This is a genomic window from Desulfomicrobium salsuginis (assembly GCF_054657795.1).
Window position 1 is genome coordinate 631,047 of record NZ_BAAHYA010000001.1, and the last position, 24,716, is coordinate 655,762.

General features: G+C 65.0%; 24 protein-coding genes. 22 read left to right on the forward strand and 2 right to left on the reverse strand.

The genetic code is table 11. The features are described 5' to 3' along the window. The first annotated feature begins 96 nt into the window (after nt 1-96). The 3 genes from gltX to ACYQ3G_RS02775 all read left to right on the forward strand — a co-directional run bounded on the left by gltX (nt 97) and on the right by ACYQ3G_RS02775 (nt 3,481). On the forward strand, nt 97-1,491 hold the full coding sequence (gene gltX, locus ACYQ3G_RS02765) for a glutamate--tRNA ligase (RefSeq protein WP_459822157.1): 1,395 nt from the start codon (nt 97-99) through the stop codon (nt 1,489-1,491). A gap of 89 nt (nt 1,492-1,580) precedes the next feature. After that, nucleotides 1,581-2,723 carry a THUMP domain-containing class I SAM-dependent RNA methyltransferase gene (locus ACYQ3G_RS02770; protein ID WP_459822161.1) on the forward strand — a complete coding sequence of 381 codons (1,143 nt, stop codon included), beginning with the start codon at nt 1,581-1,583 and terminating at the stop codon, nt 2,721-2,723. Nucleotides 2,724-2,884: 161 nt separating this feature from the next. Then, nucleotides 2,885-3,481, forward strand: coding sequence for a superoxide dismutase (locus tag ACYQ3G_RS02775; protein WP_028577120.1), 597 nt, complete (start codon nt 2,885-2,887; stop codon nt 3,479-3,481). 73 nt (nt 3,482-3,554) lie between these two features. Here the strand turns inward: ACYQ3G_RS02775 and rpmB are convergent, their stop codons facing one another. Continuing rightward, entirely contained in the window at nt 3,555-3,755 is a 201-nt protein-coding gene (gene rpmB, locus ACYQ3G_RS02780; RefSeq protein ID WP_028577121.1) for a 50S ribosomal protein L28, read from the reverse strand. A 264-nt stretch (nt 3,756-4,019) separates the two neighbouring features. On the opposite strand from rpmB, the gene ACYQ3G_RS02785 reads away from it, so the two are divergent. The 19 genes from ACYQ3G_RS02785 to lon all read left to right on the forward strand — a co-directional run bounded on the left by ACYQ3G_RS02785 (nt 4,020) and on the right by lon (nt 22,190). Further along, nucleotides 4,020-4,478, forward strand: coding sequence for a YceD family protein (locus ACYQ3G_RS02785; RefSeq protein WP_051307028.1), 459 nt, complete (start codon nt 4,020-4,022; stop codon nt 4,476-4,478). 26 nt (nt 4,479-4,504) lie between these two features. Next, nucleotides 4,505-4,684 (forward strand): 50S ribosomal protein L32, encoded by a 180-nt coding sequence (gene rpmF / locus ACYQ3G_RS02790; protein ID WP_012805285.1) that lies wholly within the window; start codon nt 4,505-4,507, stop codon nt 4,682-4,684. Further along, complete coding sequence (plsX, locus tag ACYQ3G_RS02795) at nt 4,677-5,744, forward strand: phosphate acyltransferase PlsX (protein ID WP_028577123.1); 1,068 nt, start codon at nt 4,677-4,679, stop codon at nt 5,742-5,744. Before rpmF ends, plsX begins: the two co-directional genes overlap by 8 nt. A 43-nt stretch (nt 5,745-5,787) precedes the next feature. Beyond that, nucleotides 5,788-6,777: a beta-ketoacyl-ACP synthase III gene (locus ACYQ3G_RS02800; protein WP_459822170.1), complete on the forward strand. Its 990-nt coding sequence runs from the start codon at nt 5,788-5,790 to the stop codon at nt 6,775-6,777. A gap of 56 nt (nt 6,778-6,833) precedes the next feature. Next, nucleotides 6,834-7,577: a 3-oxoacyl-[acyl-carrier-protein] reductase gene (gene fabG, locus ACYQ3G_RS02805; protein WP_028577125.1), complete on the forward strand. Its 744-nt coding sequence runs from the start codon at nt 6,834-6,836 to the stop codon at nt 7,575-7,577. A 44-nt stretch (nt 7,578-7,621) separates the two neighbouring features. After that, nucleotides 7,622-7,852, forward strand: a complete 231-nt coding sequence (gene acpP, locus ACYQ3G_RS02810; RefSeq protein ID WP_028577126.1) for an acyl carrier protein — start codon at nt 7,622-7,624, stop codon at nt 7,850-7,852. 112 nt (nt 7,853-7,964) lie between these two features. Next, nucleotides 7,965-9,206, forward strand: a complete 1,242-nt coding sequence (fabF, locus tag ACYQ3G_RS02815; RefSeq protein WP_459822174.1) for a beta-ketoacyl-ACP synthase II — start codon at nt 7,965-7,967, stop codon at nt 9,204-9,206. A 39-nt stretch (nt 9,207-9,245) separates the two neighbouring features. Further along, nucleotides 9,246-10,484, forward strand: coding sequence for a serine hydroxymethyltransferase (glyA, locus tag ACYQ3G_RS02820; protein WP_028577128.1), 1,239 nt, complete (start codon nt 9,246-9,248; stop codon nt 10,482-10,484). Between the two features lie 83 nt (nt 10,485-10,567). After that, nucleotides 10,568-11,032 (forward strand): deoxycytidylate deaminase, encoded by a 465-nt coding sequence (locus tag ACYQ3G_RS02825; RefSeq protein ID WP_028577129.1) that lies wholly within the window; start codon nt 10,568-10,570, stop codon nt 11,030-11,032. Next, a complete protein-coding gene (gene ribD / locus ACYQ3G_RS02830) occupies nt 11,022-12,149 on the forward strand; it encodes a bifunctional diaminohydroxyphosphoribosylaminopyrimidine deaminase/5-amino-6-(5-phosphoribosylamino)uracil reductase RibD (protein WP_459822178.1) in 1,128 nt (375 codons plus the stop codon). The genes ACYQ3G_RS02825 and ribD overlap by 11 nt, the downstream gene beginning before the upstream one ends. Nucleotides 12,150-12,151: 2 nt before the next feature. Further along, nucleotides 12,152-12,808, forward strand: coding sequence for a riboflavin synthase (locus ACYQ3G_RS02835; protein ID WP_459822180.1), 657 nt, complete (start codon nt 12,152-12,154; stop codon nt 12,806-12,808). A gap of 34 nt (nt 12,809-12,842) precedes the next feature. Beyond that, entirely contained in the window at nt 12,843-14,057 is a 1,215-nt protein-coding gene (locus ACYQ3G_RS02840) for a bifunctional 3,4-dihydroxy-2-butanone-4-phosphate synthase/GTP cyclohydrolase II (RefSeq protein ID WP_459822182.1), read from the forward strand. 19 nt (nt 14,058-14,076) lie between these two features. Beyond that, nucleotides 14,077-14,547, forward strand: a complete 471-nt coding sequence (ribH, locus tag ACYQ3G_RS02845; protein ID WP_459822184.1) for a 6,7-dimethyl-8-ribityllumazine synthase — start codon at nt 14,077-14,079, stop codon at nt 14,545-14,547. Between the two features lie 17 nt (nt 14,548-14,564). Next, nucleotides 14,565-14,999 (forward strand): transcription antitermination factor NusB, encoded by a 435-nt coding sequence (nusB, locus tag ACYQ3G_RS02850; protein WP_459822186.1) that lies wholly within the window; start codon nt 14,565-14,567, stop codon nt 14,997-14,999. Nucleotides 15,000-15,032: 33 nt separating this feature from the next. Further along, entirely contained in the window at nt 15,033-17,522 is a 2,490-nt protein-coding gene (leuS, locus tag ACYQ3G_RS02855; RefSeq protein ID WP_459822188.1) for a leucine--tRNA ligase, read from the forward strand. After that, nucleotides 17,506-18,009 carry an LPS assembly lipoprotein LptE gene (gene lptE, locus ACYQ3G_RS02860; RefSeq protein WP_459822190.1) on the forward strand — a complete coding sequence of 168 codons (504 nt, stop codon included), beginning with the start codon at nt 17,506-17,508 and terminating at the stop codon, nt 18,007-18,009. Before leuS ends, lptE begins: the two co-directional genes overlap by 17 nt. Nucleotides 18,010-18,016: 7 nt before the next feature. Beyond that, nucleotides 18,017-18,970, forward strand: a complete 954-nt coding sequence (locus tag ACYQ3G_RS02865) for a DNA polymerase III subunit delta (protein WP_459822192.1) — start codon at nt 18,017-18,019, stop codon at nt 18,968-18,970. Next, entirely contained in the window at nt 18,967-19,647 is a 681-nt protein-coding gene (gene radC / locus ACYQ3G_RS02870) for a RadC family protein (RefSeq protein ID WP_459824159.1), read from the forward strand. The genes ACYQ3G_RS02865 and radC overlap by 4 nt, the downstream gene beginning before the upstream one ends. Nucleotides 19,648-19,814: 167 nt before the next feature. After that, on the forward strand, nt 19,815-22,190 hold the full coding sequence (lon, locus tag ACYQ3G_RS02875) for an endopeptidase La (RefSeq protein WP_459824161.1): 2,376 nt from the start codon (nt 19,815-19,817) through the stop codon (nt 22,188-22,190). A gap of 87 nt (nt 22,191-22,277) precedes the next feature. Here the strand turns inward: lon and ACYQ3G_RS02880 are convergent, their stop codons facing one another. Next, the gene (locus tag ACYQ3G_RS02880; RefSeq protein ID WP_459822194.1) at nt 22,278-24,677 is read right to left on the reverse strand and encodes a PAS domain-containing sensor histidine kinase; all 2,400 of its coding nucleotides are present in this window, start codon (nt 24,675-24,677) and stop codon (nt 22,278-22,280) included. Nucleotides 24,678-24,716 lie beyond the last annotated feature (39 nt).

Sequence of the window (24,716 nt, forward strand, 5' to 3'; positions counted from 1 at the left end):
TCGGCACTCCCGACACAGCCAAACCCTTTTCCCGCACCCCGCCATGCGCGGGGCGCGGCAGCAGGCGGCGTGAGCCGCCGGATAGTGGAAGACACCATGACCCAGATCGTGACCCGGTTCCCCCCCAGCCCCACGGGCTACCTGCATATCGGCGGCGCCCGCACGGCGCTCTTCAATTATCTGTACGCCCGCCAGAACGGCGGCAAGTTCATCCTGCGTATCGAGGACACGGACCAGGCCCGCTCCACGCAGGAGATGACCGACGCCATCATCGACGCCATGCACTGGCTGGGCCTGGACTTCGACGAAGGCCCCTTCTTCCAGAGCGAGCGCGGCGACATCTACAACAGCTACGTGGACAAGCTCCTCGAGACCGGCGGGGCCTACTACTGCTCCTGCACGCCCGAGGAAGTGGAAGAGATGCGCGAGACGGCCCGCGCCAAAGGACTCAAGCCCAAGTACAACGGCAAGTGCCGCGAGATGGGCCTCGGGCCCGGCCCTGGCCGGGTGGTGCGCTTCAAGACGCCGCTCACGGGCAAGGTCGTCTTCGACGACATCATCAAGGGTCCCATCGCCTGGGACGTGCAGGAGATGGACGACTTCGTCATCCGCCGCGCCGACGGCTCGGCCATCTACCAGATGGCCGTGGTCGTGGACGACGCCGAAATGGGCGTGACCCACGTCATCCGCGGCGACGACCACCAGAACAACACGCCCAAGCAGATCCTCATCTACCAGGCCCTGGGCTTCCCGCTGCCCAAGTTTGGCCACGTTCCCATGATCCTGGGGCCCGACAAGAAGAAGATGAGCAAGCGCCACGGCGCGACCTCGGTCATGATGTACAAGGACATGGGCTACCTGCCCGAGGCCATGCTCAGCTACCTCGTGCGCCTGGGCTGGTCCCACGGCGACGACGAACTCTTCACGCGCGACGAGCTGCTGGAGAAATTCTCCCTGGAGGGCCTGGGCAAATCGGCCTCGGTCTTCGACATGGACAAGCTCAACTGGACCAACAGCCACTTCATCAAGACCGGGGACGTGCAGCGGCTGGCGGGCCTGCTGGGCGAAATCGTCCGCCAGGCCACGCAGTTCGACCCGGCCCCGGAGTACCTGGAGGCCATCGTCCCCCTCTACCAGCCCCGGGCCAAGACCCTGAAAGAGATGGCCGAGCAAGCCGCCTTCTTCCTGCACGACGCAGGCACCCTGCCCTACGACGGGGCGGCCGTGGCCAAGTTCCTGACGCCTGAGATCCGCGAACACCTGGCCGTCATGGCCTCCCGCATGGAAGCCCTGCCCGCCTTCGACCACAAGTCCCTGGAGGACATGGCCGCGGCCTACCTGGAGGAGACCGGCCTCAAATTCAAGGCCCTGGCCCAGCCCATCCGCGTGGCCATCACCGGCACGACCATGAGCCCCGGCCTCTTCGAGACCATGGAGGTCCTCGGCCGCGAGCGCACATTGGCGCGCTTCCGCAAGGCCCTGACCCTGTAAGAAAAGGCCCGGGCAACCGGGCCTTTTCCTTCTCTTCCGGCCGTGTCCATCACGTCCATGCCGTCCATCTCGTCCAGAAGGTCCACCCCATGTACGACTACCAGAAAACCAACCTCTTCACCGCCCAGGTCGCCGACGGCATCGAAGACCTGGCGCTGGCCGAATTGGCCGAATTGGGGGCCACGGACTGCACCCGCGGCTTCCGCTTCGTGCGTTTCCGCGCCGACGCCCAGGCCCTGTACCGCATCGTCTACCGTTCCCGGCTGGTTTCGCGCGTCCTTGCGCCGCTGGTGCGCTTTCCCTGCCTCACGGACAAGGCTCTCTACGCCGGGGCCAGGGACGTCCGCTGGTCGGACTTTCTGACGCCGGACCAGACCTTCGCCGTCTTCGCCAACGTGTCCAAAAGCGCCATCGGGCACTCGCAGTACGCGGGCCTCAAACTCAAGGACGCCGTGGCCGACTGGTTCCGCGACCACACGGGCCGCCGGCCGAGCGTGGACCCGCGCGAGCCGGACCTATGGCTGCACCTGCACATCCACGAGGACACGGCGACCATAAGCCTGGATGTTTCCGGCGGCTCCATGCACCGCCGCGGCTACCGGGTGCAGAGCGTCGACGCGCCCATGGCCGAGACCGTGGCCGCGGCCATGCTGCGCATGACCGGCTGGGATGGCCGCTCCCCTCTGGTGGACCCCATGTGCGGCTCGGGAACCATCCTGTGCGAAGCCCTCATGCTCTCGGCCGACCTCCCCGCCGGTTTGCTGCGCGGCAATTTCGGCTTCCAGCGGCTACCGGATTTCGACCCGGGCCTGTGGGACCGGGAATGGCGCGACCCGTCTTCCATCGACCCGGAAACGGGGCTCGAAGCGGACCTGCGAGGGAGTGACCTGGACCCCGCGGCCGTGGAGGCCACCCGCGTCAACCTTTCCCGACTGCCCGGCGGCGAGGACGTCATCGTGGGACGCAGGGATTTCTTCGAGCGCCTGGACCTCGCCGGCACGACCATCGTCTGCAACCCGCCCTACGGCATCCGCCTGGGCAAGGGAGACGACATGGGCGCCTGGTTCAAGCATTTCGGCGACCACCTGAAGCGCCGTTGCCAGGGCTCCACGGCCTTCGTCTATTTCGGCGACAGGGCCCTGCTCAAGCACATCGGGCTCAAGCCAGAATGGAAAAAGCCCCTTAAAAACGGCGGCCTGGACGGTCGGCTGGCCAAGTTCGCCCTGTACTGACGGACCGCGAGAAGTCGCCCTTTTCTTCGTCTCCTGTTGACAGAACCACCCCATTGATTCACTTTGGAGTCGACTTCCCCCGTGTGACTCCACGTCCGCACGACGGACGGATTTTCACCGAACAAGCGGCACAATGTTCCATTCATCAAAAGGAGGCTTGTATGATCTTCGTGCTCCCGGATCTTCCCTATGCCAAGGACGCCTTAAGCCCGTACATCAGCGCCAAAACCTTCGACTTCCACCACGGCAAGCACCACCAGCTCTACATCGACAACACCAACAAGCTGATTGCGGGCACGGACCTCTACGGCAAGACCCTGCGTGAAATCGTCATGGCTACGGCCGGCGACCCCTCCAAGGTCGGCATTTTCAACAACGCCGCCCAGGTCTGGAACCACTCCTTTTACTGGCGCTGCATGAAGGCCGGCGGTGGCGGAGCACCTACCGGGGCCGTGGCCGAAGGCATCAACCAGGCCTTCGGCAGCTACGAAAATTTCGCCAAGGCCTTCAAGGAGGCCGGCATGACCCAGTTCGGCAGCGGCTGGGCCTGGCTGGTGGAGAAAAACGGGAAGCTCGAGATCATGAAGACCCCCAACGCCGACACGCCCATGGCCCACGGCGCCAAGGCCCTGCTCACGGCCGACGTGTGGGAGCACGCCTATTACATTGATTACCAGAACCGGCGGGCGGACTATCTGCAGGACTTCCTCGACAAGCTCGTGAACTGGGACTTCGTGAACCATCAGCTCAAGAAGTGAGAAGGCGCAAAGCGATCATCAGCAAAAAAGGCGACCCGAGGGTCGCCTTTTTTGCTGGAAAAGACAGGACAGCCTAGTTGGCGACGGGCTTGGTCACGGCGCCGGAACGGATGCACTGGGTGCAGACACGCATCCGCTTCACTTCGCCGGACTGCAGCTGGGCGCGAACGGACTGGAGGTTGGGCATGAAGCGCCGCTTGGTCTTGTTGTTGGCGTGACTGACGTTGTTGCCGACCTGGGGCCTCTTCCCGCATACTTCGCATACCTTTGACATATCGTCCTCCTGAGTAGTGAAAATATCTTAAGCTGTCATGGCCTGGCAGCTCCGAGACCTTCCGGCAGGCCATGAACATAATTTGCCGCCAGAGGAATTTGCACCCATATATCCGGCCGCCGAGAATGGCAAGTAAAAATCCTTGACAGGAAAAAGAAGACCCATATACACGTTTCGATTCGAGGTACACTCATGGTCGAACATTGGATTGGGCTGACACATCTCCCGGCGACCGGTCGGGAATTTTCATTTGAGGATCAAGACTTGTGGCGGGAACTCTGGAAGGAGTTCCAGTTCGATTTTGAAGCCATGACGCCCCTGTTGTCAACGCTCTTCATCGTTCCCCAGGCGGACGGATTCCTGATCCACGGCAGCATCAAGGGCGCAATCAAGGCTTCGTGCCACCGCTGCCTGGAGGATGCGACCGTCGAAGTGGACCACGCCTTCGACACCTTCGAAGCCCACGAAGATGTCGAGGCCCTCGAAGGCGAGGAGAGCCACCTCCGCGCCACGGACGCGGGCTGGGAGCTCAACGTGGCCGGGCTTTTGTGGGAGGAATTCCAGCTGGCCCTGCCCGAAAAAATACTTTGCGCCGACACGTGTTTGGGTCTATGCCCGCACTGCGGCAAAAACAGGAACCTGGAGCCATGCGTCTGCAGCAACCTGGACAGCCAGTCCCCCCTGGCCCGGGCGCTGCAAGGCGTTAAAATCAAAACCAATTAGATCTCGTTCAGGATAGAGGTGCCATCATGCCATTGCCTAAGAAGAAAACATCCAAGTCCAGAAGAAACATGCGCCGTTCCCACGACCACGTGGCCATCCCCAACGTCGTGTACTGCGAGTGCGGCGAAGCCAGCCTGTCCCACTGCATCTGCCCCGGTTGCGGCAAATACAAGGGACGCCAGTACACCAAGGCTGCAGATGCCTAAAGACATCTGTCTCGCCGTGGACGCCATGGGGGGGGATTTCGGCCCGGAAGTGAATGTTCCGGGCTCCCTCGCCGCTGCCCGCGAGACCGGCGCCAGGATCATCCTGGTCGGTGACGAGACGTCCATCCGCAAGGAACTGGACAGGCATCCGCACGCCGACGTGGAAATCGAGGTCGTGCACACCACCCAGGTGGCGGGCATGGCCGAGAAACCCTCGGACATCCTGCGACGCAAGAAGGACAGCTCCATGCAGGTGGCCTTCCGCCTGGTGCGCGAAGGCCGCGCCCACGGCTGCGTCACCGCCGGCAATTCAGGAGCCGCCCTGGCCTGCGGCATGTTCATCCTCGGTCGCATAAACGGGGTGGACAGGCCGGCCCTGGCCTCCATCATGCCGACGCTCAAGAAGCCCATCGTCCTCATCGACGTGGGAGCCAACGCGGACTGCAAGCCCTACAACCTGGTCCAGTTCGGCCTCATGGCCGAAGTGCTGGCCAGGCACGTGCTGGGCATCGCCAATCCCAAGGTCGGCATCCTGAGCATCGGTGAGGAGGAAGGCAAGGGCAACGCCCTGACCAAGGAAGCCTATGCCCTGCTGAAGAGTTCATCCCTGAATTTCGTCGGCAACGTGGAAGGCCGCGACGTCTTCACCGGCGAGACCGACGTCATTGTCTGCGACGGATTCGTCGGCAACGTGGCCCTGAAGCTCAGCGAAGGGCTGGGCTCGGCCCTGGCCTCCATGCTCAAGACGGAACTCAAGAAATCCATCTGGTCCCGGCTCGGGACGCTCATCGCCCTGCCCGCGTTCAAGCGCTTCGCCACGAAGATCGACTACGCCGAGTACGGCGGCGCCCCCATCCTGGGCCTCAACGGCATAGCCATGGTCTGCCACGGCAAGTCCAACGCCCGCGCCATCACAACCGCCCTGCAGCAGGCCGCCCTCTTCGTGCAGAAAAAAGCCAACGACCAACTCGTGGCCGGCCTGCACGCCAACACGGAACTGAGCCTGTTCTCCAGAAGCGGCCAGGCTTCGGCCACGCGTCAGGAAGCCTCGGCGCTCTAGCCCCGGACTCGGCCCGGCGATCCCAAGGGAACGTAGGAATCACATGTCTTCACCGTGCTACATCTCCGGCCTGGGGCTCCATCTGCCCCGGACCGCCATGACCAATGCGGACCTCGAACGCATGGTCGACACATCCGACGAATGGATCGTGACCCGCACCGGCATCACGAATCGATACTTCGCCCAGGGCGACGAGCCCTGTTCGGTCCTGGCCTTCAACGCCGCCCGCAAGGCCCTGGACAACGCCGGCCTCGCGCCCCAGGACCTGACCCACATCTTCGTCGGCACCTTTTCCGGGGACTACAACCTCCCGACCACGGCCTGCCTGCTGCAGGACATGCTGGGGCTCAAGGGCCTGCCCGCCTTCGACCTGGCCGCGGCCTGCTCCGGCTTCCTCTATTGTTTGGAAACGGCCAGGGCCTTCACCTGCCTCCACCCGGAAGCGCGGATTCTCGTCGTCGGCAGCGAGGTCTGCACCTCGCGCGTCAACTTCGAAGACCGCACGACCTGCGTGCTTTTCGGCGACGGAGCCGGGGCGGCGATCGTCACGGGCGCGGCGAATCCCGGTCCCGTCAAGGTCCTGGACGCCATGCTCAAGGCCGACGGATCGGTCGGCGGCCTCCTGACCATCCACGGCGGCGGCTCGGCCTGCAAGCCGGTTCTCGGCCAGCCCGTGGGTCCTGAATATTTCGTGCAGATGAACGGCCGCGACGTGTTCAAGTACGCGGTGCGCTGCATGGCCGAGGTCTCGGAGACGGTTCTGGAGCGCAACGGCCTGACGGCCGACGACGTCGACCTCATCATCCCCCACCAGGCCAACATCCGCATCATCGAGGCCATCGCCAAGAAGCTCGATGTCGGCATGGACAAGGTCTACGTCAACGTAGACCGCATCGGAAACACCTCGGCCGCCTCCATCCCCATCGCCCTGACCGAGGCCGTGGCCATCGGCCGCATCCAGCCCGGCATGAAGGTCCTGCTGTCGTCATTCGGCGGCGGATTTACCTGGGCATCGGCCTTGTTGCAATTTTAGCGGTCATTGAGTACGCACTCAACTCCTGCGTTTCCAGCAACCCCACGAGGTCAACCATGAGCGAACCGATCAAGACGGCACTGGTCACCGGCGGCACCCGCGGCATCGGCCGGGCCATCGTAAAAAAACTTGCAGGCTCGGGGTACCAGGTTTATTTCACCTATGTTAGCCGTCCGGAGCTTGCCGAGGCCGTGTGCGCCGAAGTCGCCGCCGCAGGCGGGACCGCCCGGGGCTTCCTGCTGGATGCCAGCGACTGGGATGCCGTGGAGGCCTTCTTCGCCGAGCACATCAAGGACAAGGTCAGCCTCGACGTGCTGGTCAACAACGCCGGCATCACCAAGGACGGGCTGATCATGCGCATGAAGCGCGAGCAGTGGGAACAGGTGCTGAACATCAACCTCACCGGCGCCTTCGTCTGCCTGCAGCAGGCGGCCAAGATCATGCTCAAGCAGCGCCGCGGCCGCATCGTCAACATTTCTTCCGTCGTGGGGCAGATGGGCAACGCCGGACAGGCCAACTACTGCGCGTCCAAGGCCGGCCTCATCGGGCTGACCAAGGCCGCGGCACTGGAACTGGGGTCGCGCGGCGTGACCGTCAACGCCATCGCGCCGGGGTTCATCGAGACCGACATGACTGAAACACTCCCCAAGGAAGTGCGGGACAAGTACCTGGAACGCATTCCCCTGGGCTGCCTCGGGTCGGCGCAGGCAATCGCCGACGCCGTGGCCTATCTCGCATCCGACCAGGCGTCCTACATCACCGGTCAGGTGCTCGGAATCAACGGCGGCATGTACCTGTAGCCTGGTTCCTCAATTCGTACGCATACACACTTTGGAGGAAAGCAATGTCTATCGAAGAAAAAGTCAAAGAACTGGTGGTTGAGCAGCTGGGCGTTTCCGCGGATGAAGTGAAGCCCGAGTCCTCCTTCGTGGAGTCCCTGGGCGCCGATTCCCTGGACCTGACCGAACTGATCATGGCCATGGAAGAGGAATTCGACATCGAGATCGATGACGAGGACGCTCAGAAGATCGCCACGGTCCAGGACGCCGTCAACTACATCAAGTCCAAGTCCTAAGGACCCGCACCGTCGACATGACACGGTACCCCGGTCCGTCTGGGGTACCTTTTTTTTCATGCACCGCCTTGCGGACCCGTCCGCAGGGCATGTCCCATTTTTCGAGAAGATCATGATTGGTAAACGCGTTGTCGTAACCGGCCTGTCGGCCCTGACCCCCATCGGAAACACCCTGCAGGACAGCTGGGCCAACCTTGTGGCCGGCGTGAGCGGCATCGGCCCCATCACCCTCTTCGACGCCTCGGAGTTCGACGCGAAGATTGCGGGCGAACTGAAGAATTTCGACCCCACGGACTATGCCAGCGTCAAGGACGCCAAACGCATGGACCGCTTCGTCCAAATCGCCGTGGCCGCAGGCAAGCAGCTCATGGAAGACTGCGGCCTGGTCATGGACGAGGAGACGGCCCCAGAGGTCGGCGTGCTGCTGGGCTGCGGCCTGGGCGGCCTGTCGACCATCGAGGACTTCCATTCCAAGCTCCTCAAGTCCGGGCCCGGACGCATCTCGCCCTTCTTCATACCCATGCTGATTGCCAACATGGCCTCGGGGCAGATTTCCATCCAGACCGGTGCCAAAGGCCCCAACCTGGTGACCACCTCGGCCTGCGCCTCAGCCACCCACGCCATCGGCTATGCCTTCTCGGACATCAAGCTCGGCCGGGTCAAGGCCTGCATCACCGGCGGTGTGGAGTCGACCATCACGCCCATGGGCGTGTCCGGCTTTACGGCCATGAAGGCCCTGTCCACGCGCAACGATGAGCCGACCAAGGCCAGCCGTCCCTTTGACGCCGACCGCACGGGCTTCGTCATCGGCGAGGGCGCGGGCCTGCTCATGCTCGAAGAGCTCGAGCACGCCAAGAAGCGCGGGGCCAAGATCTACGCCGAGGTCGTGGGCTACGGCGCCTCGGGCGACGCCTACCACATCGCCGCCCCCGAGGAGTCCGGTACGGGCATGGCCCAGGCCATGAAATGCGCCCTGCGCGACGCTGAACTGGCCCCGGAACTGGTATCCTTCGTCAACGCTCACGGCACGTCGACCAAGCTCAACGACAAGACCGAGACCAAGGCCCTCAAGGCCGTATTCGGCGACCACGCCTACAGGATGCCCATCACCGCCAACAAGAGCATGATCGGCCACCTTCTGGGCGCCGCCGGCGGAGCCGAGGCCGTGTTCACGGCCATGAGCCTCGTCACGGGCATCGTTCCCGGCACCATCAACCAGGACACCCCGGACCCGGACTGCGACCTCGACTACACGCCGAACGGCAGCCGGGAAATGGCGCTTGAATACGGAATCAGCAACTCGTTCGGATTCGGCGGCACCAACGCCTCCATCATCCTGCGCAGTTTCAAATAACGATCCGCCGCACGCGCGGCCCAACAGAGTGGAGAAGCCATGGACGAACTCACACGCCAGGATCCGCAGATAGCCAAAGCCATCCAACTGGAAACCAACCGCCAGATCACCAAGCTCGAGCTCATCGCCTCCGAGAACTTCACCTCCCATGCGGTGCGCATCGCCATGGGCAGCGTCATGACCCACAAGTACGCCGAAGGCTACCCGGGCAAGCGCTACTACGGCGGCTGCGAATTCGTGGATATGGCCGAGAACCTGGCCATGGAGCGGGCCCGGCAGCTCTTCGGCGCCGAGTACGCCAACGTCCAGCCCCACTCCGGTTCCCAGGCCAACATGGGCGCCTATTTCGCGGCCATCCAGCCCGGCGACACGATCCTGGGCATGAACCTGTCCCACGGCGGGCACCTGACCCACGGCAGCCCCGTGAACTTCTCGGGCCGCCTCTTCAAGACCGTGTTCTACGGCGTGGAGAAGGAAACGGGCCAGATCAACTACGACGAGGTCGAGGCTCTGGCCAGGGAGCACAAGCCGCAGATGATCATCGCCGGGGCCAGCGCCTACCCGCGCACCCTGGATTTCGAACGCTTCCGCGCCATCGCCGACAGTGTCGGGGCCAAGCTCCTGGTGGACATGGCCCACATCGCCGGTTTGGTTGCCACGGGTCTGCACCCCTCGCCCATCAAGCACGCCCACTTCACCACCACGACCACGCACAAGACCCTGCGCGGCCCCCGCGGCGGTATGATCCTCAGCTCCGAGGAATTCGGCAAGACCCTCAACTCCCAGATCTTCCCCGGCATCCAGGGCGGACCGCTCATGCACGTCATCGCGGCCAAGGCCGTGGCCTTCGCCGAGGCCCTGCGCCCCGAGTTCAAGGACTACCAGCAGCAGGTCCTGGACAACGCCAAGACCCTGGCCAAGGAACTGACCGACGCGGGCTTCGACCTGGTCTCGGGCGGCACGGACAACCACCTCATGCTCCTGGACCTGACCAGCCACGACATCACGGGCAAGGACGCCGAGATCGGCCTGGACCACGCCGGCATGACCGTCAACAAGAACACGGTGCCCTTCGAGACGCGCTCCCCCTTCGTCACGTCCGGCATACGCCTGGGCACGCCGGCCCTGACCACCCGCGGCATGAAGACCGACGACATGCGCAAGGTGGCCAAGTGGATCGTCGCGACCCTGGGCAGTCTCGACAACGAGACGCGGCTGCGCGAAATCAGCAGGGAAGTGGAAAAATTCGCGGGCCAGTTCCCGCTTTTCGCCTGGTAAACCGCGCCGTTTCCCGCCGGCTTTCCCCAACCACAGGGCCGCTTCCACGGCCCTGTGGTTGATTCGTTTCCAAAGAGGTGACCATGGACAACCGCATCCCCTGGCCGCAATATTTCATGAACATCGCCTACCTCGTGGCCGAGCGGTCGACCTGTCTGCGCCGCAAGGTCGGGGCTCTGGCCGTCAAGGACAAGCGCATCCTGGCCACGGGCTACAACGGAGCGCCGGCAGGCCTGACCCACTGCCTGGAGATCGGCTGCCTGCGCGAAAAGCTGGGCATCCCCTCGGGGCAGCGCCACGAACTGTGCCGGGCCCTGCACGCCGAGCAGAACGTCATCATACAGGCCGCCATCCACGGCGTGAGCATCGAGGGCGCGGACATCTTCTGCACCACCCAGCCGTGCATCCTGTGCGCCAAGATGCTCATCAACTGCCGGGTGCGGGCCATCCATTTCGCCGAAGGCTACCCCGACGACATGTCGCGCGAGATGCTCGACGAGGCCGGCATCCCCTACCATCGCATGGAGAGGGAGACCGATGGCAGATGACGCGCGCTTCATGGGCCGGGCCATTGCGCTGGCCGAGCGCGGCCGCGGCCTGACCGCGCCCAACCCCTGCGTGGGGGCCGTGCTCGTGCGCGACGGAGAGGTCGTGGCCGAGGGATGGCATACGGCCTGGGGCAAGGCCCACGCCGAGGTCGAGGCCCTGCGCGACGCGGCGGCCAAGGGCGTGGACCCGCGCACCTGCACCCTTTTCGTCACCCTGGAGCCCTGCAACCACCAGGGCAAGACCCCGCCCTGCACCCGGGCCATCCTCGAAGCGGGTGTTCCGGAGGTTGTCGTGGGCTGCGCCGACCCCAACGCCACCGTCGAAGGCGGCGGCGCCGGATTTCTGCGCAGCCGGGGCGTGACGGTGCGCATGGGCGTGCGCGAACGGGAGTGCCGGGACCTCATCGCCGATTTCCTGGTCTGGCAGACCACGGACCGCCCCTTCTCCATCCTCAAGCTGGCCACGACCCTGGACGGCAGGATCGCGTCCCGCGACGGCCGGGCCGCCTGGATCACTGGTGAGGAATCGCGCCGGGAAGTGCACCGGCTGCGCGCCTGGTGCGGGGCCATCATCGTCGGCGGCGGCACCTACCGCGCCGACGACCCGTCCCTGACCTGCCGTCTGCCCGGCCACGTAGGCCCGCAGCCCCTGGCGGTTGTCGTGACGCGCACCCTGCCCGACCCGGCCGGTCACTCGAACCTTCTTTCCTCCCGGCCGGGACAGACCGTTTTCTGGACCACCAAGGCGCAGAGCGAATCCGCCATGGCGGCGCGCCTGGCCGACCTGGGCGTCACGGTCCGGGGGCTGCCGGCCCTGGCCGGCGACCCGGACGGAAGCCTGGACCTGGCCGAGGGGCTGCGCTTCCTGCGCCGTGAGCACGGCTGTCACTACACGCTGACCGAAGGCGGCGGCCACCTGGCCGGAGCCATGCAACGCCAGGGCCTGGTGGACGAACTGCGCCTGTTCCAGGCCATGAAGGTCCTGGGCGACGAGAGGGCGCGGCCCGTCTTCGCCGGTCGCGGCTTTGCGGCCATGAGCGACTGCTGGGAATTCCGGCTCGTGGAACAGGGATTTTTCGGCACCGACCTGTACCTTCGACTTCGACCAAAGGAGTAGCCATGTTCACAGGCATCATTCAAGGCCTGGGCCGGGTGGCGGCCGTGGACGGCGGCGGGAGCGAGACGCGCTTCACCCTGCGCCCCGACTTCGCCCTGACCGACTACGCCCTGGGCGAGTCCATCGCCGTGAACGGCGTCTGCCTGACGGTGGAAACCTTCGGCCAGGGCTGGTTCACGGCCTACGCCTCGGCCGAGACCCTGTCCGTGACCAACCTCGGCGCCCTGCGCGTGTCCGCCGGGGTCAACCTGGAGCGCGCCCTGGCCATGGGCGACCGCCTGGGCGGCCACATCGTCTCGGGCCACGTGGACTGCCTGGCCGAGGTCCTGTCCGTCCGCCAGGCCGGGCAGTCGCGCATCTACCGCCTGGGCTTCCCCGAAGCCTGCGCCTCCCAGGTCATCCCCAAGGGCTCCGTGGCCCTGGACGGAATCAGCCTGACAGTCAACGATTGCGGTCGGGATTATTTGGAAGTAAACATCATCCCGGCCACGCAGCGGGAGACGACCATCTCCGGCTGGGCTCCGGGACGGCGGGTCAACATGGAGACCGACGTCATCGGCAAGTATGTCCAGCGCATGCTCGCCCCCTGGAACGAGAGTCCGGCCCGGCCCCAACCTTCGAAAATCACCCCGGACTTCCTGAAAGAGCACGGATTCTGATCCGAGCCGTCCGGCGTCCAACCACGAGGATACCATGCACAGATGCACGGCCGAAGAGGCCATCAACGAGATAAAGGCCGGGAAGATGATCATCCTGGTCGACGACGAGGACCGCGAAAACGAGGGCGACCTGACCATCGCCGCCGAAAAGGTCACGCCCGAGGCCATCAACTTCATGGCCAAGTACGGCCGCGGCCTCATCTGCCTGGCCCTGGACCCGTCCCTGGTGGACAAGCTGCAGCTTCCGCTCATGGCGCGGCGCAACACCTCCAAGTTCGGCACCAACTTCACCGTGTCCATCGAGGCCAAGCAGGGCGTGACCACGGGCATCTCGGCCCACGACCGGGCCCTGACCATCCAGACGGCCGTGGCCGACGAGACCACACCCGATGATCTGGCCACCCCCGGCCACATCTTTCCCCTGCGCGCCAAGCCCGGAGGGGTCCTGGTGCGCGCCGGACAGACCGAGGGCTCCGTGGACCTGGCCCGCCTGGCCGGCCTCAAGGGCGCGGCCGTCATCTGCGAGATCATGAACGACGACGGCACCATGTCGCGCATGCCCGACCTGAAGAAGTTCGCGGAAGAGCACGACATGAAGATCGCGACCATCGCCGATCTCATCGCCTACCGCTCCCGCAAGGACTCGCTGGTCCGCCGCGTGGCCGAGGCGCGCATGCCCACCTGCTACGGCGAGTTCACCATCGTGGCCTACGAGAACGACATCGACAGCCACACCCACATCGCCCTGGTCAAGGGCGAGATCAACGAGGAGACCCCGGTGCTGGTGCGCGTGCACAGCGAATGCCTGACGGGCGACGTCTTCGGGTCCATGCGCTGCGACTGCGGCAGCCAGCTGCAGCGGGCCATGCAGATGGTCAACGACGAGGGCGCGGGCGTCATCCTGTACATGCGCCAGGAAGGCCGGGGCATCGGCCTGGGGAACAAGATCAAGGCCTACCACCTGCAGGACGAGGGCCGCGACACCGTCGAGGCCAACATCGAACTGGGCTTCGCCCCGGACCTGCGCGACTACGGCCTGGGCGCCCAGATCCTGGTGGACCTCGGCGTGAAGCGCATGCGCCTCATGACCAACAACCCCAAGAAGATCATCGGACTCGAAGGCTACGGCCTGAAGGTCGAGGAGCGGGTACCCATCGAAATCCCGGCCTGCGACGACAACAAGTGTTACCTGCACACCAAGTACGCCAAGCTCGGCCACCTGCTGCACCTCGACGCCGAGAAAAAATAATTTCCCACAAGGAGACGCCATGCTGCACATCAAGACCATCGAGGGCCAGCTGCAGGCCCAGGACCTCAAGATCACGATCATCGCCAGCCGCTTCAACGACTTCATCGTGGACCGCCTCATCGGCGGCGCCGTCGACTACCTGGTCCGCCACGGCGCGGCCCGCGAAGACCTGACCATCATCCGCGTGCCCGGCGCCTTCGAGATGCCGCTGGTGGCCCAGAAGGTGGCCAAAAGCGGCAAGGCCGACGCCATCGTCTGCGTGGGAGCGGTCATCCGCGGCGCGACCCCGCACTTCGACTTCGTCTGCAACGAGGCCACCAAGGGCATCGCCCACGTGTCCATGGAGACGGGCGTGCCCATCGGCTTCGGCCTGCTGACCACGGACACCCTGGAGCAGTCCATCGAGCGCGCCGGCAGCAAGGGCGGCAACAAGGGCGTCGAGGCCGCGGCCGCGGCCCTGGAAACCCTGCGCGTGCTGCAGCAGCTCTAGAGAGGCCGGGGATTCACGTGACGCACAACAGACGGCATCAACGCCGCTTCGCCTTTCAGGTCATCTATTCGCTGAACTTCGCCACGGCCATGAGCAAGGAGCAACTCGTCCGCTCCTTCGAGAACTTCTGGGCCGAGGAAGAGTTCGACATCACCCGCGAGGACTCCTACGCCTGGACCCTGGTGCAGGGGGTTTTCGACAACCGCGCGGCCATCGACGAGATCATCACCAGGCATTCCCAGCACTGGAAGCTGAACCGCATCGCCAAGGTCGAGCTGACCATCCTGCGACTCTCGCTCTTCGAGATGCTTTTCTGCCCCGACATCCCCTTCAAGGTGGCCATGAACGAGGCCATCGAGCTGGCCAAGGACTTCGGGGACGACAACTCCAAGACCTTCGTCAACGGCGTCCTGGACGCCGCGGCCAAGGACGCCGAGCGGGACAGCGAATAATACAGTCCGGACACACGACATCCTGAGGACAGCATGAGGCACTACGATTTCAAGGACATCGAGGAAAAATGGCAGAAGGCCTGGGAGGACCAGGCCTGTTTCCGGACCAGCGAGACCCGCGACGGCAGGAAGTACTACGTCTTGGAGATGTTCCCCTACCCTTCGGGACGCATCCACATGGGGCACGTGCGCAACTACTCCATCGGCGACGTGGTGGCCCGCTACAAGCGCATGCAGGGCTTCGACGTGTTCCACCCCATGGGCTGGGACGCCTTCGGCCTGCCCGCCGAGAACGCGGCCATCAAGAACAACACGCACCCGGCCAAGTGGACCTACGAGAACATCGCCTACATGCGCTCCCAGTTGAAGCGCCTGGGCTATTCGTACGATTGGGAACGTGAAATCGCCACCTGCCACCCGAAGTACTACCGCTTCGAGCAGGAGTTCTTCCTCAAATTTCTGGAAAAGGGCCTGGCCTACCGCAAGAAGGCCCCGGTCAACTGGTGCCCGAGCTGCCACACGGTCCTGGCCAACGAGCAGGTCGAGGAAGGCCTGTGCTGGCGCTGCGACTCCGAGGTGCAGCAGAAGGAGCTGTCCCAGTGGTTCCTGCGCATCACCGACTACGCCGAAGAGCTCCTCCAGGCCCTGGACACCCTGACCGACGGCTGGCCCGAGCGCGTCCTGACCATGCAGCGCAACTGGATCGGCAAGAGCGTCGGCGCCGAGATTTCCTTCAAGGTCAAGGATCTGGACGAAGACATCACCGTCTTCACCACCCGCCCCGACACCCTTTTCGGCGCGACCTTCATGAGCCTGGCCCCCGAGCATCCGCTGGTGGAAAAACTCATCCCCGGCACGGGGCAGGAGGCCGAGGTGCGCAGCTTCGTCGAGCGCATCTCCAAGATGGACCGCATCGTGCGCACGGCCGAAGACCTGGAAAAGGAAGGCGTGTTCACGGGCCGCTACTGCGTGAACCCCGTCACGGGCCGCGAGATGCCCGTCTACGTGGCCAACTTCGTGCTCATGGGCTACGGCACCGGCGCGGTCATGGCCGTCCCGGCCCACGATCAGCGCGATTTCGAATTCGCCACCAAGTACGACCTGCCCATGCAGATCGTCATCATGCCCCGCGAGGGGAACCTGGAGCTTTCGTCCATGACGGAGGCCTACACCGAGCCCGGCGTCATGGCCAACTCCGGAAAGTTTGACGGCATGGACAGCGAGGCCGCCAAGCAGGCCATCATCGACCACCTGGCGACGGACGGCCTGGGCAAGCCCACGGTCAACTACCGCCTGCGCGACTGGAACATCTCCCGCCAGCGCTACTGGGGCGCACCCATACCGGTCATCTACTGCGACGCCTGCGGCATCGTGCCCGTGCCCGTGCAGGACCTGCCCGTGGAGCTGCCCCTGGACGTCAAGGTCAACCCGGACGGCCGCTCGCCGCTGCCCGCATGCGAGAGCTTCGTCAACGTGACCTGCCCCAAGTGCGGACAGGCCGCGCGCCGCGAGACCGACACCATGGACACCTTCGTCGAGTCGTCCTGGTATTTCGCCCGCTACCTTTCGGCCCGCAAGGACGACGCTGCCTTCGACCCGCGCGACGTGGACTACTGGATGCCCGTGGACCAGTACATCGGCGGCATCGAGCACGCCATCCTGCACCTCCTGTACTCGCGCTTCTTCGTCAAGGCCCTGCGCGACGAGGGCTACCTGAACCATGACGAGCCCTTCAAGAACCTCCTGACCCAGGGCATGGTGCTCCTCGGCGGCTCCAAGATGTCCAAGTCCAAGGGCAACGTGGTGGACCCCGACGAGATGATCTCCAAGTACGGCGCCGACACCGTGCGCCTCTTTTGCCTCTTCGCCGCCCCGCCCGAGAAGGACCTGGAGTGGAACGACAAGGGCATCGAGGGTTCGAGCCGCTTCCTGAGCCGCCTGTGGCGCCTGGTGGACGAGCTTGAGGACGTCCTCTCGCCCGTGGGCCCCTGCGCGGCCGTGGACGGGGCCCTGACCGAGGCCGAGGCCGAACTGCGCCGCAAGGAGCACGATACCGTGCGCCGCGTGGAGCGCGACATGGAGAACAAGTTCCAGTTCAACACGGCCATCGCGGCCATGATGGAGCTGGTCAACACCCTGTACGCGACCAAGGACGAGGTGCGCGGCGGCGCAAACGGCCCCAGGCTCCTGTCCTCGGCCATCTCCTCCCTGCTGGTGGCCCTCTCGCCCATCGCCCCGCACATCTGCGAGGAGCTGTGGGCGCGGCTGGGCTACACCCGGACCCTGGCCCTGGAGCCCTGGCCGACCCACGACCCCGAGGCGTTGAAAACGAGCGAGGTGACCGTGGTCGTGCAGGTCAACGGCAAGCTGCGCGGGCAGATCAGCGTGGCGGCCGAAGCTTCCTCCGAGGACATCCAGGCCCAGGCCCTGAACGATCAAAACGTGGCACGTCACATCGAGGGAAAGAACATTGTCAAAGTCATCGTCATCCCCGGCAAGCTGGTCAATGTCGTGGTCCGGTAGGGTCTTCCTGCTGCTTCTTGGCGTCGTCCTGTTGCTGCCCGCCTGCGGGTACCAGCTCACGGCCAACGCGCCCATCGACCTGCCCAAGGACAGCACGCGCCTCTTCCTGGCCAAAGTCACCAACCCGACCACGGAAACCTGGATCGAACCCATGCTCAGAGGCAGCCTGCGGGACGAACTGACCAGACGAGGCAACGTGACCTGGGTCGACCGGGAAGAGGCCGAGGCCACGGTCAACGTCGACGTGCGCTCGTACAGCACCTCCGACGCGGTCAAGGGCCGCGACGACGTGACCTTCAAGTCCCGAGTCACCATCCAGATGGAGGTCAGCTTCTTCAGCACGAAGACCAGCGCCCTCATCTGGACCTCCGGGCCGGTGGTGGCCTCGGAATCCTATCGCGGCTCAGGCGGCAAGAAGGACGCCACCCAGGGCGCCATCGACCTGGCCGTGCGCACGGTGGCCGACAGGCTGAGCCAGAAGTTCTGACCGGGCCATGGACAGGCAAGGGTTCTCCTTCCTCGTCTGCGCGGACCCGGAGCTGATCCGGGACCGGGTGGACGAGCTTCTCGAAGGCAAGGGCTTCGCGGCCCGGGTCTTCTGGGGTGACGAGGACCCGACCGACCGCTACTGGCAGACGCTGACGGTGCCCTCCATGATGGGGCCGCCCAACGCCGTGATCCTGCGCCGCGCCCAGGAACAGCCCGACGAGTTCTGGGGCCGGATCGAACCGCTGCTGGCCATGGCCAGGCCCTCGGTCTGGCCCATCTTCTGCCTCGAAGCCGAGTGGGACAAGGGCAAGCCCAAAACGGCCAAGGCCGTGACCAAGGGCAAGTACTGGGCCGCGGCCCAGAAGCGCGGCTGGATCTGGGAGCACCCCGGCCTGACCCGCTCGAACATCGGCCAGGAACTGGACCGCTTCGCGGCCCGGCACGGCCTGGCCTTCGCGCCGGGCGTGAAAAAGGCCCTGGCCGAGTCCCTGCCCCTGGCGACCATCGCCCTGCGCAACGAACTGGAAAAAATCCTTCTCCTGGCCGGTGGCGCAAAGACCATCCAGCCCGAACACCTGACGGTCCTCGGCTCCGAAGACCCCTTCGACCTCTTCTCCTTCCTGCGCTCCCTGCAGAGCCCGCAGGGCCGGCGCCAGGCCTGGGACCGGCTCATGAACGACCCGGCCATGGCCAGCGGCGACATGGTCTTCCCCGTGTCATCCCTCATGCTGCGCGAGGCTCGCATGCTCTGGCAGCTCCTGCACGGCGAGGACGCCAAGGTGCAGCTCTACCCGAGCCTCAAGGCCGAAAAGGCCAACCTGGCCAAACGCCTCGGGCCCGTGCGCATCAGCCGCTTCTGGGACCTGGTCCTGAAGGCCGACACAGACATCAAGACCGGACGCCTCAAACCGGCCCAGGTCATGGAAAACCTCGTCAAGGACGCGGCGCGCCTGTGGTGAGGGAAGCGCCGGCCCACTACCACGGCCACCGCCAGCGCCTGCGCGAACGCCTGGCCGCAGACCCGCGGGCCCTGTCCGACTATGAACTCCTCGAACTCCTCCTGACCCACGCCCTGCCCCGCAGGGACACCAAGCCCATCGCCAAGGACATGATCTCGCGCTTCGGGTCCCTGGCTGACGCCCTGCAGGCCGACCCGGACCGCCTGGCCGAAGTGCCCGGACTGGGCGAGGCCGCGGCCTCCCTCTGGCGCACCCTGCGCGAATGCGGCGCACGCGCGGCCTGCCGCCCCCTGGCCGCCAGGGAGAAATTCTCCTCGCCCGAGCAGGTCCGCGACATGGTCTGCTCGCGCCTGGGGCACCTGACCAAGGAGGAGTTCTGGGTCATCCTCGTGGACAACCAGAACCGCCTCATCCGCTTCGAACGCGTCTTCCAGGGCACTGTAGACCAAACCGCGGCCTACCCGCGAGAAATCCTCGAACTGGCCCTGCGCCACCACGCCAGCGGCCTCATCCTCGTCCACAACCACCCCGGCGGCGACCCGACCCCGTCCCGCCAGGACCGCACCCTGACCGAAACCGTAGGCCGGCTGGCCTCGGACCTGGGCTTGCGCCTGCTGGACCACATCATCGTCACCGGCCGCAGCTGTTCCAGCTTCCGCGCCCTCGGCCTGATCTGATTTTTTTGGTCTCAAGGGGCCAAAATCCCATTTTTCCGCTTGCCTGAGGATCGATTGGCCTTATACTTGACTGAATTCCTTTTTTCGCGGCCGAAATTTCGCGATTACAACCCCACGAGGAGACCACAGTGAGCGACGAAAAAACCTTTTCCCCCGAAAATGAAGAAATTCAGGGCGAAAATTCCGATACAGCCAGCGCCGAAAGCGCAGTCCAGGAGGCGGAGATCCCGACCGTGATGCCCCTGCTGGCGGTGCGCGACATCGTCGTCTTCAATTACATGATCCTGCCCCTCTTCGTGGGGCGGGAAAAGAGCGTGCAGGCCGTGGACGCGGCCCTGAACGGCAGCCGCTACATCTTCATCAGCACCCAGAAGGACGAGAGCGTCGACGACCCCACCCCCGACGACCTTTACCGCACAGGCACCGTGGCCATGATCATGCGCATGCTCAAGATGCCCGATGGCCGGCTCAAGGTCCTGGTGCAGGGCCTGACCCGCGCGCGCATCCTCGAATTCGAGCAGCACGACCCCTATGACAAGGTCCGCATCGAGACCATCGACGAACTCGTGGTCGAGAACCCCGGCCCCGAAGAGGAGGCGCTGCTGCGTTCGGTCAAGGAGCAGAGCGAGAAGATCCTGACCCTGCGCGGCATCGATGCGGCCGAGATCATGAACGTGCTCAACGCCGTGAACGAACACGGCCGTCTGGCCGACCTGGTGGCCTCCAACCTGCGCATGAAGTCTTCCGAGGCCCAGCGCATCCTGGAGAGCCACGACCCCATCGAGCGCCTGAACCTGGTCAATTCCCAGCTGGTCAAGGAGGTCGAGGTGGCCTCCATGCAGGCCAAGATCCAGAGCATGGCCAAGGAAGGCATGGACAAGGCCCAGCGCGAATACTTCCTGCGAGAGCAGTTGAAGGCCATCCGACGCGAACTCGGCGACAAGGGCGGCGAGGGCGAGGAGATGGAGGAACTGCGGAAGACCATCAACGCCCTGGGGCTGCCCAAGAAGGTCAAGAAGGAGGCCGACAAGCAGCTCTCGCGCCTTGAGTCCATGCACCCGGACAGCTCCGAGGCGACCATCCTGCGCACCTACATCGACTGGATCATCGACCTGCCCTGGAAGAAGGCCTCCAAGGACCGCCTCGACATCAAGGAGGCGGCCAGAATCCTGCACGAGGACCACTACGACCTGGAGAAGGTCAAGGAGCGCATCCTCGAATACCTGAGCGTGCGTAAACTCAACCCGACCATGAAGGGCCCCATCCTGTGCTTCGTCGGCCCTCCCGGCGTGGGCAAGACGTCGCTCGGCAAATCCATCGCCCGGTCCCTGGGGCGCAAGTTCGTACGCATGTCCCTGGGCGGCATGCGTGACGAGGCAGAGATACGCGGCCACCGGCGGACCTACATCGGGGCCATGCCCGGACGCATCATTCAGTCCATGAAGGACGCGGGGACCGTGAACCCGGTCATCATGCTCGACGAGATCGACAAGCTCGGCAGCGATTTCCGCGGCGACCCGTCCTCGGCGCTGCTGGAGGTGCTGGACCCGGAGCAGAACAACTCCTTCACGGACCACTACCTGAACGTGCCCTACGACCTGTCCAAGGTCATGTTCATCTGCACGGCCAACATGCTGGACACCATCCCGTCGGCCCTCCTGGACCGCATGGAGGTCATCCGCATCCCCGGCTACACGGAGCAGGAGAAGATTGTCATCGCCAGGCGCTACCTCCTGACCCGCCAGATCAAGGAGAACGGGCTCACTGACGAAACCCTGGTCATCTCCGACGCCGTACTGGCCGAGATCATCCGGGGCTACACGCGCGAGGCGGGCCTGCGCAACCTGGAGCGCGAGATCGGCTCCGTCTGCCGCAAGTACGCCCGCAGGGTGGCCGAAGGAAAGAAGGGCCCCTTCCGGGTGACGAACGCGTCCCTGGTCAAGCTGCTTGGCCAGCCCAAATTCATGGACGAGGAGCGCGAGAGCACCATGCCCCCCGGCGTGGCCCTGGGCCTGGCCTGGACCCCGTATGGCGGCGAGATCCTGCACATCGAGTGCAGCCTGCTGCCGGGCAAGGGCAAGCTCATCCTGACGGGCAAGCTCGGCGACGTGATGAAGGAGAGCGCCCAGGCGGCGCTCAGCTACGCCCGCAGCAAGAGCGCGACCCTGGGCATCGGCGAGGACTTCTTCGACACCCACGACATCCACATCCACGTCCCGGCCGGCGCCACGCCCAAGGACGGCCCGTCGGCCGGCGTGACCCTGGTCACGGCCCTCATGTCGGCCATCACCAACGAGCCCATCGCCTCGGACGTGGCCATGACGGGCGAGATCACCCTGCGCGGCCGGGTCATGCCCGTTGGCGGCATCAAGGAGAAGATCCTGGCCGCGGTCAGCCACGGCGTGAGCAAGGTCCTCATCCCGGCCCGCAACGCCCACGACCTGGACGAGATTCCCAAGGAGCTCAGAAAGCGCATCACGGTCAAGACCGTGGAGGCCATCGACGAGATCTGGCCGGAAGTTCGCTCGACGAAGAAGGCATAGGTCCTGGTCAAACCAGACAGAAGCCCCCGCGACCGCGTGCCGGTCCGGGGGCTTTTCTCGTGGCCGCGAAGGGATGCTTCACGGGGGTCAGGCCGCAGAGGTCTTGGCCTTTCCGGTGCCGGAAACCGGCAGCCCGATGCCGAAAACAGCACCGCGGCCGGGCTCGGAATCAAGCCACATCCTGCCGCCGTGCCCGCGCGTGACGATGAAGTAGGACACCGAAAGTCCGAGTCCCGTGCCGATGCCCGGCGGCTTGGTGGTGAAGAAGGGCTCGAAGACGCGGCGCTGCACCTCATAGGGCACCCCCGGGCCTTTGTCCTCGACCTCCACGCGGACCTCCCCGTCGCCGCAGGCAAGGCGGATCTCGATGCAGGGGTCCTCTGCCGGCGGATCGGCCATGGCCTGGGCCGCGTTGCGCAGGAGGTTCAGCAGGACCTGTTCGATCTCGATCTCGGAGCACTCGACCTGGGGGAGATTGTCCGGGAAGCTCCTGATCACCCGGATTTTCCGGAAATCGAAGGTCTTCTTCAGATCGTAATCGTTTGCGGCCAGGTCCAGGGCCTTGTCCACGATGAGCGCCATGTCGCAGGGCTCCCGCCGGGACTCGCTCAGACGGCTGAAATCGAGCATGTGGCGGATGATGTTGGCCGCGCGCATGGCTGCCGCCTGGATGTCCCGGACCATGTTCGGCAGGCCGCGGGCCTCCAGGTAGGCCCACACGGCCTGCATGTCGACGCCCAACTCGCCCGCCTTCTCGATGTTCCTCGCGAAATCCGGCCTGACCCGCAGGGCCATGTTCTGAGCCGCCTGCACGATGATGGCCAGGGGGTTGTTGATCTCGTGAGCCACGCCGGCGGCGATGCCACCCACGGAGACCATCTTCTCTGTCTGGATCATCATCTCCTGCATGCGGCTGAATTCGGTCATGTCTCGGACCACGGACAGCAGGAAGCGTTTGGGCCCGATGGGAATGAACTGGCAGGAGATGTTGCAGCGCAGCAACGTGCCGTCCTTGCGGCGGCAACCCATCTCGACGTTGCTCGCGTGGCCGGTCCGCAGCAGCCGCTCGAGCATGGCCGCCCGGCTTTCGGGGTCCGCGAACAGGCCGAGCTCCAGGGTCGTGCGGCCCAGAAGCTCCTCGCGGGAGTAGCCCGAGAGGGAGACGAAGGCCTCGTTGACATCCACGAGAGCCCCGCTTTCCGGCTCCGACAGGGATATGGCGTCGGGTGAGAGCTTGAACAGGCGGGAAAACTTCTCTTCGGACTGGCGGAGCATCTCCTCGGTGCGTTTGCGGTCGGTGATGTCGCGGAAGATGCCTTCGACCCCGAGCACGTTCCCGGCCTCGTCGTGGTAGAAATTGCTTGAGGTGGCGACCAGCACGGGGGTGCCGTCCCCCCTCTTCAGGTGCACCTCGAAATCCGTCACCCGGCCGCGCGACCGCATCAGCTCCAGAAACTGCTCGCGACGATGGGACTCGAACCAGAACTCCTCGTTGGGTCTGCCGAGCATATCCTCGACGCTGCCGTACCCCAGCAGACGCGCGCCCGAAGGGCTGACCATGCACAGGCGCCCGGCCGCGTCGGTGCGGTAGAAAACGTCCTGGATGTTGTCGATGACCGAACGGTAGAGCTTCTCGCTGCGGCGGAGGGCCTCCTCAGTCTGCTTGCGTTCAGTGATGTCGACGATCAGCGAGAGCATGACGTCCCGGCCCTGCAGGCTGACGGTTTCGGCCGACCACAGCGCGAAGCGCGTCTCGCCCGAGCGAGTCAGGAATTCGATGGCGAAGTCCTTGAAAAACCCTTTTTCGCGCAGCACGGCTATGGCCCGGTCCCGCTCACCGGGGTCGGCCCAGATGCCGACCTCCCGGGACGTGCGGCCGAGTTGCTCCTCGCGCGGGTAGCCGAGCATCTCCACCCAGCGTTCGTTGACGTCGAGAAACGTTCCGGTGGCGATGTCCGAGAGGATCAGAGGCGCGGGGTTGGCGTTGAAGGACTTGGCGAAGCGCTCCTCGCTCTGGCGCAGCAGCTCTTCCGAAGCCTTGCGTTCCGTGATGTCCCGGCCCACGCCGATGATCTCGACGATGTTTCCGGCGGGGCCAAGGATCGCGGAATCGTTCCAGGCGAACCAGCGCCAGCCCGCGGCGGTCATGGCCCGCTGCTCCATGTAGGCCAGGTGCGGAGGGATGAGGAGGTTTTTCATGGCTTCCCGGGTCGCGGGAAGGTCTTCCTCGTGGACCAGGGGCATGAAGGCCGTGCCGAGGAGTTCGGACTCGGCTTTGCCGAAGGTGCGGCAATAGGACGGACTCACGTACAGAAAGCGCCCCTGCGCGTCGACCTTGACCACGAGATCGGTCTGATGCTCCACGAGAACGCGGAATTTCTCCTCACGGTCCCGCGCGTCGCGCAGGGAGCTCCGCAGGGAAGCCGTCTCGACGTCCAGGCGCCCACGCCGGGCCGCATTCGAGACGGCTGCGGCCGGGATCGACAACCGTCTTCCACGAAGTGATGCGCGTCCTACGGTCGATCT